Origin of the sequence: Ectothiorhodospira lacustris (assembly GCF_022227845.1) — a bacterium.
Classification (GTDB): domain Bacteria; phylum Pseudomonadota; class Gammaproteobacteria; order Ectothiorhodospirales; family Ectothiorhodospiraceae; genus Ectothiorhodospira; species Ectothiorhodospira lacustris.
In genome coordinates this window covers 77,305-89,946 of sequence record NZ_JAJNQN010000006.1, presented here as the reverse complement: position 1 = coordinate 89,946, position 12,642 = coordinate 77,305, and the positions used below count along the sequence as shown (strand labels likewise).

General features: G+C 66.5%; 8 protein-coding genes. 7 read left to right on the top strand and 1 reads right to left on the bottom strand.

All coding sequences use genetic code 11. The annotated features are described in order from the left end of the window. Window positions 1–151: 151 nt before the first annotated feature. Complete coding sequence (locus tag LQ956_RS06420; RefSeq protein WP_238622803.1) at window positions 152–1,843, top strand: ABC transporter permease; 1,692 nt, start codon at window positions 152–154, stop codon at window positions 1,841–1,843. After that, a complete protein-coding gene (locus LQ956_RS06415) occupies window positions 1,827–2,870 on the top strand; it encodes an ABC transporter ATP-binding protein (RefSeq protein WP_238622802.1) in 1,044 nt (347 codons plus the stop codon). Before LQ956_RS06420 ends, LQ956_RS06415 begins: the two co-directional genes overlap by 17 nt. 6 nt (window positions 2,871–2,876) lie before the next feature. Here the strand turns inward: LQ956_RS06415 and LQ956_RS06410 are convergent, their stop codons facing one another. Then, the gene (locus LQ956_RS06410) at window positions 2,877–4,913 is read right to left on the bottom strand and encodes a type VI secretion system Vgr family protein (protein WP_238629425.1); all 2,037 of its coding nucleotides are present in this window, start codon (window positions 4,911–4,913) and stop codon (window positions 2,877–2,879) included. 80 nt (window positions 4,914–4,993) lie between these two features. Between LQ956_RS06410 and LQ956_RS06405 the strand changes: the two genes are divergently transcribed. From LQ956_RS06405 to LQ956_RS15050, 5 genes are all read left to right on the top strand, one after another. Then, complete coding sequence (locus tag LQ956_RS06405) at window positions 4,994–5,464, top strand: ATP-dependent zinc protease family protein (protein WP_238622800.1); 471 nt, start codon at window positions 4,994–4,996, stop codon at window positions 5,462–5,464. Window positions 5,465–5,922: 458 nt separating this feature from the next. Continuing rightward, complete coding sequence (locus LQ956_RS06400) at window positions 5,923–6,300, top strand: hypothetical protein (protein WP_238622799.1); 378 nt, start codon at window positions 5,923–5,925, stop codon at window positions 6,298–6,300. A 108-nt stretch (window positions 6,301–6,408) separates the two neighbouring features. Beyond that, the gene (rimK, locus tag LQ956_RS06395; protein ID WP_238622798.1) at window positions 6,409–7,314 is read left to right on the top strand and encodes a 30S ribosomal protein S6--L-glutamate ligase; all 906 of its coding nucleotides are present in this window, start codon (window positions 6,409–6,411) and stop codon (window positions 7,312–7,314) included. A gap of 73 nt (window positions 7,315–7,387) precedes the next feature. Continuing rightward, window positions 7,388–9,148 (top strand): autotransporter assembly complex protein TamA, encoded by a 1,761-nt coding sequence (locus LQ956_RS06390; RefSeq protein ID WP_238629424.1) that lies wholly within the window; start codon window positions 7,388–7,390, stop codon window positions 9,146–9,148. After that, window positions 9,145–12,633: a translocation/assembly module TamB domain-containing protein gene (locus LQ956_RS15050; protein WP_238629423.1), complete on the top strand. Its 3,489-nt coding sequence runs from the start codon at window positions 9,145–9,147 to the stop codon at window positions 12,631–12,633. Before LQ956_RS06390 ends, LQ956_RS15050 begins: the two co-directional genes overlap by 4 nt. Window positions 12,634–12,642: the final 9 nt, after the last annotated feature.

Here is a 12,642-nt window from a genome sequence, read left to right as displayed (position 1 = left end):
ACCCGGACGCGGGAATGTGATGACCCGGAACATTATTAAGGAGAATCAATCTCCGGATCATTTGTCATCTGCTCGATACGCAGTAGACTATGCCCCTTCCCAAAGACCCGATCCCCAGACACCTCCCCATGACCAGCCACCCGACGACCCCATGAGGACTGCCCCGGTATCCCTGCAAGGGCTGTTCTCGCCGGGCCGTCTCAAACGCCCCGATGCCTGGAGTCTGGGCATCCCCCTGATCGCCGCCATCCTGGCCCTGCCGGTACTGGTGATTTTTGCCCATGTCTTCATCCCGGCCTCGGACGTCTGGCTGCATCTGCGACAAACCGTGCTGCAGGACTATGTCACCAATTCCCTGATCCTGATGGGGGGCGTGGGCGTGGGGGTCCTGCTCATCGGCATCCCCACCGCCTGGCTGGTGAGCATGTGCGACTTCCCCGGGCGACGCCTGTTCGAATGGGCGCTGCTGCTGCCCCTGGCCATGCCGGCCTACATCATCGCCTACACCTATACCGGCATGCTCGACTTCGCGGGTCCGGTGCAGACCCAATTGCGGGAGTGGACCGGCTGGGGCTGGGGTGACTACTGGTTCCCTCAGGTCCGTTCCCTGCCCGGGGCCATCGTCATGCTGTCCCTGGTGCTCTACCCCTATGTCTACCTGCTCAGCCGCGCCGCCTTCCTGGAGCAGTCCGTCTGCGTGCTGGAGGTCTCCCGGACCCTGGGCGCCGGACCCTGGGCGGGCTTTCGTCGCGTGGCCCTGCCCCTGGCCCGGCCCGCCATCATTACCGGCCTCTCCCTGGCCCTGATGGAAACCCTGGCGGACTACGGCACGGTGCAGTATTTCGGCATTCCCACCTTCACCACCGGCATCTTCCGCACCTGGTTCGGCCTGGGCGACCCGGGTGCCGCCGCCCAGTTGGCGGGGATCATGATGACCTTCGTCCTCGTGCTGATCGTGCTGGAGCGCTACTCCCGACGCCGCGCCCGCTTTCACCACACCAGTGCCCGCTATTCCCGTCTGCCCCGCTACCGGCTTCGGGGCAGGCACCTAGCCGCCGCCCTCGTGGTCTGCACCCTGCCCATCGTCCTGGGTTTTATGATCCCTTCCGCACAGCTGCTGCTGTGGGCCCTGCGCACCCCGCACATGTGGATGCAGCCGGAGTTCCTGGGCCTGGTCTGGAACAGCGTCTCTCTGGCCGCCATCGCCGCCGTGCTGGCAGTGGCCCTGGCCTTGATCCTGGCCTACGGCAAGCGCCTGCGCCCCTCCCTGCCGGTCAATGGCGCGGTGCGGGTGGCCGGCATGGGCTATGCCATCCCCGGCACCGTCATCGCCGTGGGCGTGATGCTGCCCTTTGCCTGGATCGACAACACCATCGACGGCTGGATGCGCGACGCCTTCGGCATCTCCACCGGCCTGATCCTCTCCGGCACCCTGGTGGCCCTGGTGTTCTCCTACTGCGTGCGCTTCCTGGCCGTCTCGCTGCAGACGGTGGAAGCAGGTCTGGCCAAGATCAAGCCGTCCATGGATGATGCCGCCCGCTCCCTGGGCACACCGCCGCGGCAGGTCCTGGGCAAGATCCACATGCCCATCATGCGCGGCAGCCTGCTCACCGCCCTGCTGCTGGTGTTCGTGGATGTCTTGAAAGAGCTGCCGGCAACGCTGATACTGCGCCCCTTCAACTTCAACACCCTGGCGGTGCGCGCCTTTGAGCTGGCCTCGGACGAGAGGCTGGCGGACTCCGCCAGCGCGGCCCTGGCCATCGTCCTGGCGGGGATCATCCCGGTGATCCTCATCAGCCGCACCATCAGCCGTTCCAGACCCGGACATGACACGCCTGCTTGAAATCGACCACGTCAGCGTGGGCTACGACGGCACCACCGTCGTCCACGACGTCAGCCTCGCCCTGAACAAGGGCGTCATCGGCTGCCTGCTGGGCCCCAGCGGCTGCGGCAAGACCACCCTGTTGCGCACCATCGCCGGCTTTGAGCCGGCAGGCGCGGGGCGGGTGCTGCTGGACAGCCAGGTGGTGAGCCAGGCCGGGTGGACCCTGCCCCCGGAGCGGCGACAGGTGGGCATGGTGTTCCAGGACTTCGCCCTGTTCCCGCACCTGACCGTGGCGGAGAACATCGCCTTCGGCATCCGTCGCCAGTCCAGCCGCGCCCGGCGGGAACGGGTTACCGAATTGCTACGGCTCATCGGCCTGCCGGACTACGGTCCGGTCTATCCCCACGCACTGTCCGGTGGGCAGCAGCAGCGCATTGCCGTGGCCCGGGCCATGGCCCCGCGCCCGCGGCTGCTGCTGCTGGATGAGCCCTTTTCCAACATGGACGTGGAACTGCGCGAGGGCCTGGCCCGGGAAGTCCGGTCCATTCTCAAGCAAGAAGACATCACCGCCATGCTGGTCACCCATGACCAGAACGAGGCCTTTGCCTTTGCCGACCGCATCGCCGTCATCAACGCCGGTCGGGTGCTGCAATGGGATACCGCCTATAACCTCTACCACAAGCCGGCGGCCCGGTTCGTGGCGGACTTCATCGGCCAGGGCAGAATGCTGATGGGCACCGTGCTCAACGAGCACGAAGTGGAGACCGAACTGGGAGCCATCACCGGCATGATCCCCGATGCCTGTCGACCCGGAGACCCGGTGGACGTGCTGGTACGCCCCGATGACATCCTGCCCGACGACGGCAGCAGGATTTTCGGCGAGGTCACCGACAAGGCCTTCCGGGGGGCCAATTTCCTCTACACCCTGCGACTGGGCAGCGGCAACACTGTGCTGTGCCTGGCCCCGTCCCATGAAAACTACGCCCTGGGGGAACGCATCCCCCTCAAGCTGGGCTTCAATCACCTGGTGATCTTTCCTCGCTGAGTCGGGTCATTTTCGGGGCACCCGCGTATCCAGGGCGCCCCACAGATCCACCTTGCGCCCGCTCAGACACACCCCGCGGCCGTGGATCAGCACCTGTCCCGCAGCCGGCAGTATGGTGATGCCGCCGCCACCGGTCTGAATGCGGATCGGCGCCGCTCCCAAGGGCTCGATCCGGAGTCCCCGGTCCGCCATGACCCGCAGGTCTCCCGCCACCCGCCATTGCAGCCCGCCCTGGGCCACGTACAGCACCAGATCATGCCCGGCCAGCAGATGCATCTCCCTGCCCGCCCGGACCCGCAGTTCCCCGCCCGCCGTCATCGAGAGGTCCCCGCCGGCCGACCCCCGCAGATTCGTCGCGGCCCTGCCCTGCATGTGCCCATCGCTGCGCCGCAGGACCGAACCATGGACCTGTTCCAGCTGCCCGCCCCCGATCCGGGCGGTCAGGGAACCACCGCTGCGCACGTGCAGACAGGTGCCGGCACGCAGGATCAGGGCACCCTGGCGGCAGACCAGGGACAGCAGATGACCATCCGTGCCGGCTTCAAGCGACAGCCAGTGCTGAGCACCCGCCGTATGCAGGCGGATCACCGGGGCATCCCGACGATCATCCATGAGCAGGGTCAGCCCGCCCGGGGTCTGGTAACGATGCTCGGCCGGATGCTCCCGGTTGACGGGCGAGGGATGCCGGGCATCCGGGAAGGCCCCATCCAGGACCGCAAAACCATCGGGGTCCCCCCCCAGACACACCAACATCAGCCGCTGCCCCGGATGCCACGGGGCATGCCAGCCGCCGGCACGTCCCGTGGTCCCGGGCGGGGCCGCGTAAGGTGTCATACGATCCAGCCACGGCGTCACGGACGCCGGATCGGTTTCCCCCTCCAGCCGGGCCCTGTAACACCCGGCACCATCCAGCCGGGGTCCGGCGACCTGCCCCGGGCCTCCCGCCACCGCCACCGGCAACAAATCCGGCAGCGCCCGGGCGCGCCTGGGCTCCGGCGGCCGCCAAGGCAGATCCCGAGGCGCCAGCGCCATCCGGCCCAGATAGTTGAGCCGCCCGTCATCCCCGGCCATGGCCAGGTGATGCATGGCCGTCACCAGCCAGGCACCCGCAAGACCGGGGCGGCCCGGGACATCCTTGAGCCATACCCATTCACCCACGCCGGGTCCCAGGACCGTGGTCTCCAGAGACAGGGTGCGATACCGACATCGGGCCCGTTCCGCCAGCAGCCGGGCCCGACGGTCCAGTGCCTCCACCGTATGCAGCCCGTACCCGGTCCAGTCCTGTACACCCGCCCCGTATCCGGTCAGCGCCGAGGCCCGGTAGGCCCGGCCGTCCGCCAGCCGCCCGGTGACCGTGAAATGCCCCGGCACCGGGCGAACCCGCTCATGGACGGACAGTACCCCGGGCGGTCGACGGCTCCAGCCGCCGGCCGGACCCAGCCAGGTCAGTTCCGAGGGCGCGGCCGACATCAGTCCGGCGGGGTCATCCACCAGCACCAGGGTTTCCAGACCCTGGTGTACCGTGGCATGCCAATGGATACCGGCCCTGGACAGGACCCGGGCCAGCAGACTCAGGTCAGACTCATCCGCCTGCAGGATGCCCGCGCGGGGTGGGTAGGCGTGCATCAGCCGGTTCGTCAGCAAGCGGAGCCCCGTCGGCGCCACTAAGCACCCCGCCAGATCAGGTGGGCTCAGGCCGGTAAACAGGCGAGTCCGCCGACTCAGGGCAAGCCGACACAGGCGGGAACGCAGCAGGACACGGAACCGATGCACGCCGACCCAGGGGACATCCAGCCCGGGGACGGGACCGCAACTGCAGAGGATGCCGTCGAACACCTTGCAGGCACCGTATTCGTCCCGCAGTTCCAGACGGGCGATCGCCCCCGATTGCCTCAGGTAGGCGCTACCGGCCCCCATGACTTCCAGATGCAGTCGCCAGACCCCGCTAAGGCACTCCCTGCCTCGCAGGGACAGCACCGGAAGCGGCCGCCCGGCCAGGGTGAGATGGGCCTCAACGGGTAGACAGGGTAAGCCCCTGGACATGGTCAGCCTCCTTGCCGACAAGGGAACGGGAATTGCGTTGTATCATCCTTCCAAATGCCCCAACGGATCAACACCCACCCATGAGCAACCAGACCGACTCCCCATCGACGCAACCCCGCCTGGGCTGGCGGGAACGCATCGCCCTGCCCGAACTGGGCCTGGACAGCATCACCTGCAAGGTGGACACCGGTGCCCGCACCTGCGCCCTGCACGCCTTTTACGTGGAACCCTTTACGCGGGACGGACAGGCCTGGGTGCGTTTCGGCGTGCATCCCCTGCGGCGACGGCGGGACATGGTGGTGGACTGCGAGGCCCCGGTATCGGACCGGCGGGTGGTCACCGACTCGGGTGGACACCGTCAGCGACGCCATGTGATTCACACCCCCATCGTCATCGGCACACGGGTCCACCTGGTAGAGATCACGCTCACCAACCGGGACACCATGAGTTTTCGCATGCTGCTGGGTCGTAATGCCCTGCAATGCGCCACTTATCTGGTGGATTCCACGGCTTCCTGGCTGGCCGGCGAACCCCGCGGCAGGCCCGCTTAGCACTGCTGTAAAAAAACTGTAAAAACGCGAATCAAAGGGCTTTCAAAATTGCGGCCGACGGGGTATCTTTGCGCCCGTCCCCGGCCGTGTCCGGGGGCACATGTCAGGCCACAGAGGACTTCGTGTTCGTATGGACAGTTGCTGTACAACTTGCACACGCGTGACGACCATTTCGGGTCCGGCATGGGTGTGGTGCAGCGTCCGTCGAGACGAGTTCCCCGCCACGGTCATCTGACCGTCCGGGGCTCCTGATCCCGACGCGCCGATCCCATCCAGGGCACGTACGGGAGCCCCCCACTTTACGCATGATCCCTCCGCCGCCGTCTGGGCGGTGTTTTTCGTGATGGGTTCATGCGGCTTTTCTTCCCGTCGTGTCATGGCTTCCACCCGAAACCGGTCGACGTACCCAACCGGACACCCTTGCAGCATGCCCCCGGGGGCAGGAAGGAAAAGTAGACATGACCAATCTGATGAACAACGCAGCCACCCCTTTCGAAGCGGCCAATGACGCCATCCACGCCCTGCCGTGGACGGACATGGCGCTGGAGACGGTGGATACGGCGGTGCGGATGGGGGAATACGGCGCTGCGCGCCTGCGGTTTCTGAAACTGGCGCAGCAGTCCCAGATTCGGGTACTGCTGCATATTTCGCCGAAGGATGCAGTACGCCTGGCCGAAGGGCTGCCCACCTATACGGTGGCCCGTCTGTTCGAGCAGTTGCCCCGCCCGCTGGGCCGGGCCATCGTGCAATCCCTGCCGGAGGTCAAGCGGCAGGGTGTAGTGGTCATCCTGAACCACCGCCGCCGCCGCTCCCCCCGGCAGCAGGCCATGGGCTGATGGCTGCCCCGCCCTTCTTCCTCGGCGAGGAAGAAGGGCTTTTCCTCTTGCCCAAGCCCACGCAAAGCCTCAAGCTTGGCCCGCCTTTTCCAAGCCCCGAAGCCTTGCATGAAAATTGCCATTCTCTCGCGAAATTCCCGCCTGTATTCCACCCGTCGGCTGGTCGAGGCCGCCAAGGCCCAGGGACATCAGGTCCAGGTCCTGGACCCCCTGCGCTGCTACATGAACATCACCTCCGACAAGCCCAGCATCCACTACAAGGGCAGCGAGCTGACCGGTTTTGACGCCGTGATCCCCCGCATCGGCGCCTCCATCACCTTCTACGGCACCGCCGTACTGCGCCAGTTCGAGATGATGGGGGTGTTCCCCGTCAACGAGTCCGTGGCCATCAGCCGCGCCCGCGACAAGCTGCGCTGCCTGCAGCTGCTGTCCCGGGAAGGGATCGGCCTGCCGGTGACCGGCTTCGCCCACTCCCCGGACGACATCGACGACCTGCTGCGGGAGGTGCAGGGTGCACCGCTGGTGATCAAGCTGCTGGAAGGCACCCAGGGGGTGGGGGTGGTGCTGGCGGAAACCCGCAAGGCCGCCGAAAGCGTGATCCAGGCCTTCATGGGCCTGCGCCAGAACATCCTGGTGCAGGAGTTCATCAAGGAGGCCGGTGGCACGGATCTGCGCTGTCTGGTGGTGGGCGGCAAAGTGGTCGCCGCCATGATGCGCCGGGCCAAGGAAGGGGAATTCCGCTCCAACCTGCACCGGGGCGGCACCCCGGAGCCGGTGAAACTCACCCCCCAGGAGCGGACCACGGCGGTACGGGCGGCGAAGATCGTCGGCCTCAACGTCTGCGGTGTGGACATCCTGCGCTCCGACCATGGCCCGGTGGTCATCGAGATCAACGCCAGCCCCGGCCTGGAAGGGATCGAAACCGCCTCCGGCGTCGACGTGGCCGGCCGCATCATCCAGTTCATCGAACAGAACGGCAAACCCCACAAGACCCGCACCCGGGGCAAGGGTTGACGGCGAGGCCCTTCCCGAACGGTGAGCTTTGCGGCTAACCTGATAGGGAAACAAGACCAGGACGCCGTCATTGATGACCGCCTTTCACCCGCCTGCCGGACACCTTGGCCCCGCCAGGCGCCCGCTGCCCGTGCTCATCCTGCTGCTGGGCCTGCTCCCCGGCCTGGCCCAGGGCGAGCCCAGCATCCGCATTTCCGATGTGGGCGATGAAATCACGGACAACATTCGTGCCCATATGGGCCTGTCCCGGGAGGGATGCGATCTGCCCGAGTGGCGGGAACGCCCCCTGCTGCGTGCCGCCGACCGGGAAATCCGCAGTGCCCTGCGTGCCCTGGGGCATTATGAACCCCGGTTCACCCTGGACTTCCAGCGCAACGAAGCCTGTTGGTCCCTGCAGGTGGACCTGGAGCCCGGCCCCCCGGTGCGGGTCCGCAGCCTGGACCTCCGGGTCATCGGCGAGGCGGAACAGGATCCCGCCTTCGATGAACTGCTCCAGTCCCCACCCATCCGCCCCGGTGATCGGCTCCGCCACGATCGCTACGAACAGATCAAGAGCGGCCTCAACCGCCAGGCAACGGCACGGGGCTACCTGGATGCCCGCATCGCCACCAGCCAGATGCGGGTCGACGTACAGGAACAGGCAGCGGACCTGGTGGTCCATCTGGAAAGCGGTCCCCGCTATTTCCTGGGTCCGGTCACGCTGGAGCAGGACACCTTCCATGACAGGCTGGTGCGTAAATTCATCCCGTTCGAACAGGGGGATGTCTATGACAGTCGCCGCCTGATCAGCATGCAGCAGGCCTTCATGAACAGCGGCTATTTCAGCGACGTGCGCGTGGACCCCCGCGCCGATGAGGCAGAGGACCTGGAGGTCCCCATTCACATCACCCTGACCCCGCGCAACAAGTGGTCTTACCTGGCCGGGATCGGGGCCAGTACCGACAAGGGACCGCGCGTGCGCCTGGGGGTGGAAAACCACCGCGCCAACCGGGCCGGCCACCGCTATAACGCCGAACTGGAAGTCTCAGCGGTAAATACCCGGGTGGGGATCGGCTATGAGATCCCCCTGGGTGATCCGGCCCGGGAACGCATCAACCTCACCGCCGGCTACCAGAGCGAAAGCACCGACACCTCCGAGAGTGACGTCTACGGCCTGGGCATCGCCCATCTGCGACAACTACCCTCGGGATGGATCCAGACCCGCTCACTGGTGTTCGAGCGCGAAGACTTCAAAGTGGCCGATGTCCGTGACAGCACCACGCTGCTCATGCCCGGATTCCAGATGTCGCGCGTACAGGCGGACCATCCCATCTTCCCGCGCCGGGGCTGGCGCCTGAACTTCAGCCTGCGCGGGGCATCCGAGGAGCTGCTGTCTTCGATCAGCTTCGCCCAGGCCACCGGCCGCGCCAGGTACATCATGCCCCTGGGGGAAGGACGCCTGCTGCTGCGGGCCGATGCCGGCACCACCTCCGTGCAGGACTTCGCCAAATTACCCGCCTCCATCCGTTTCTTCGCTGGCGGTGACAACAGCGTACGTGGTTACGGCTACCAGAAACTGGGGCCCACCAACGACGACGGCGACATCATCGGCGGCCGCCACATGGCCAGCGGCAGCATCGAGATGGACTACCCGTTCGCAGACCAATGGAGCGTGGCCGTGTTTGCCGACGGCGGCAACGCCTTCAATGATCTCAACGAATGGAATGCCCGCTACGGGATCGGTGCCGGGGTACGCTGGCGCTCACCCATCGGCCCCATCCGGGTGGACATCGCCCATCCCATCGACGGCGATGACAACTTCCGTCTGCACCTGACCATGGGAATGGATCTGTGATCCGGCGTCTTCTTGCTGCACTGTTGCTGATCGTTCTGCTGCTGTTCACCCTGTTCACCTTCCTGGTGGGCACCCAGTCCGGTGCCCGGCTACTGGTACAGGTGGGGGGCGGCGTCATCCCCGGAGAGCTGGAGATCGGGCGCCTGGAAGGCAATCTGCTCAAGGGCCTGACCGCTCGGGATGTCCGGTACCGCCACGACGCCGTCACCGCCGAACTGGCCCACCTGGAGGTCCGGGTAGCCCTGCTGCCGCTGACCGGACTGCGGATCGAGGTACTCACCCTGCAGGCGGCGGAGCTGGATCTAACCCTCACCCCGGACCCGGACGCGCCGCCTGCCGACGAGCCCTTCAGCCTCCCCGAGTCGATCCCCATGCCGGTGGTGGTGAACCTGCCCGAGGGACAGATCCGGCAAATCCGCTTTCGCACCGGCCCCGAGGCCGAACCCCTGGCAGTGGACAGCCTGCGCCTGTCCCTGCATCTGGATCAGGAACACGTACTGATCCGTCACCTGGCGATGGAAAGCCCGCTCGCCCATGTCCTGGCCGCGGGCCGCGCCGGACTGGCGCAGCCCTACCCGGTGGACTTGGGGCTGGACTGGAACCTGCCCCTGCCCGAGGCTGCCGGCGACCTCCTGCCGAACGCCGAGCAGGCCCGGGGACAGCTCACCATGCAGGGTGATCTGACCCGGCTGACGCTCCATCACCGGGTGTTTGCCCCCGTGGCTCTCGTCAGTGAGGGTGAGATACAAAACCCCATCACCGCCCTGTCCGTGGACCTGACCCACCACTGGCAGGCCCTCACCCTTGATCTGGCGGAAGCAGGGTCCCTCACCCTGGCAGAGGGTAGGCTGGTAACCCGGGGCCGACCTGATGCCTATACCCTGAACCTGGACACCGCCGTTACCCTGGATCAATGGCCTACCCTCACCCTGAGCCTGGCCGCCGAGGGCGACATGGAATCCCTGCACCCGACTCCCCTCTCCATCCGCAGCGAGGCGGGTGACCTGGATCTGAGCGGCCGGGTGACCTGGCACGAAGGCCTGGCCTGGGCACTGGACCTGCAGGGGCGGAATCTGGAGCCCGGCCGGTTTGTCGCCGATCTGCCCGGCCGACTGCAGCTGGGATTGCGCAGCGAAGGGCGCCTGGATGACACCCGGGGAGTCATAACCCGGATTGATCTGCGCGAGCTATCCGGCAACCTGCGCGGGTTCCCCGTGCGTGGACAGGGCCGGATCGACGTGACCGGCACCCATCTGGAATCCCCCGGCCTGCAGCTTGCCGTAGGTGACAACCGTCTCAACGCCCGGGGTACGGTTACGGAACGTCTGGATCTGGCCTTTGACCTGCAGGCCCCGGACCTGCCGGGGCTGTGGCCCGGCCTGGAAGGCCGGCTTCAGGCCCGCGGACAGGTTCAGGGTCCCTTGGACAGCCCGCAGATCACCGCCACGGCCCAGGGCCAGGGCATGGGTTACGGCGATCTGAACCTGCGTCGTCTGAATCTGGACCTGCGGGCCGGCCTTTCACCTCAGAGCCCGCTGCAACTGAACCTGACCGTCGAGGCACTGCGCCTGGGCGAGGCCCTGAACCTGGAACGCCTGACCCTGACGGGAGAAGGGCGGGGTGACGATCACCAGATCCGGCTGGATCTGGACGCCGACCAGGGGCGACTGGGCCTGAGCCTGGCGGGCAGCCTGGCTGACTCGGTTCCCACGGCCTGGAGCGGCCGCCTTACCCGTCTCAACCTGGACCAGCCCCTGGCGGGCACTTGGCAACTGGAAACCCCCGTCCCCCTACGAGCGTCGGCCCAAAGCGCCGAACTGGGACAACTCTGCCTGCTGCAGAATGAGGCCCGACTCTGCCTGGACGGCACCTGGTCCGACGGTGCCGGCGGCCAGGCCCGGCTACGCCTGTCGGATCTGGCCCTGGAGGGCCTGACGCCCCTGCTGCCTCCGAATCTGCAACTGGACGGCTATCTGGACGCCCGGGCCGACCTGCGGCTGGATGAACACCTGAGCCTGGAGGCCCGGATCCTGCCCAGTGACGGCAACCTGCGCGTACAGGGGCTGGAGGGCGATGAGCAGATCATCGCCTACCAGCAGGCCCGTGTGGACCTGCGGGTTGAAAACCGGGACATCGAGACAACCCTGCAATTCGGGTTTCTGGAGGGCGGCACCGTCAATGCCCGGGTCACCGCCCAGCCTCGGCCGGACGGTGAACTGACCCTGCAGGGCATTGCCCGAGCCGACCTGACCGAGTTGCGCTGGCTGGAGATGCTGGTACCCCAGATCCGGGAACCGGCAGGCCGGATCGGTGCCGACCTGACCCTGGCCGGCACCTTATCCGATCCATTGATCGACGGGCAGATCACCCTGACCGACGGCCGCATGCAGGTCCCGGATCTGGGGATCAGCCTTGATGAACTGACCCTGACCGCCCGCAACGAAGGGACTGAGCGCCTGGTGTTTGATGGCGGTGTACGTTCCGGACCCGGACGGCTGTCTCTGAGCGGCCATGCCCTGCTGGACCCGGGTAACCAATACCCCGTCAGCCTGAGCATTCAGGGCGAGCGCTTCCAGGCCGCCCGACGCCCTGATGTGGAACTGCTGATCAGCCCGGACCTCAGCATCACCGTGCAGGGTGAACGGGTGATCGTCAGGGGCGACGTGACCATTCCCGAGGCCACACTCACTTTGCTGGAGATGCCCCAGCAGGCGGTCTCCGTGTCCCGGGACGAAATCATCATCGATGCCGGCACCGATGAGACCCTGCCCCTACAGGTGATCGCCCGGGTCAGGGTGATCCTGGGCGAGCAGGTCCGCATCAGCGGCTTCGGCCTGGAGGCGCGGCTCAGCGGCAACGTGATGGTTCAGGAGACGCCGGGGATGTCCACACGACTGATCGGTGAAGTGCGGGTCGATGAAGGGCGCTACAGATCCTATGGCCAGGATCTGACCGTGGAACGCGGGGTGTTCCTGTTCCAGGGGCCGCCGGAAAACCCCGGCCTTAATCTGAGGGCCTCCCGACGCATACCGGTCCATGACGTGCTGGTGGGCATCGAAATCATCGGCACCCTGGAGGAGCCCCGTTCACGGGTCTTCTCCGATCCGGCGATGGAAGACAGCGAGGCCCTCGCCTTTCTGGTCACCGGCCGCCCCCTATCCGGTGGCAGCGAGACGGATGCCGGCGCCATTGCCTCGGCCATTGCCATGTACGGCATTGAGCGGGGCGCCTTCATCACCGACCGTATCGGGCAGCAGTTGGGCCTGGACGAATTCGCGGTGGACACCGGCACGGACCTGGACGATGCCGCCCTGATGATGGGACGCTATCTCTCCCCCAGGCTGTATCTGCGCTACGCGATGGGGCTGTTCCAACAGAGCTCCACGGTGATGCTCAATTACCAGCTCACAAGGACCTTGAGCCTGGAAACCAGATCCGGTACCGACGCCCAGAGCATGGACCTGATCTATCGCCGGGAGCGATGATCCGAACAT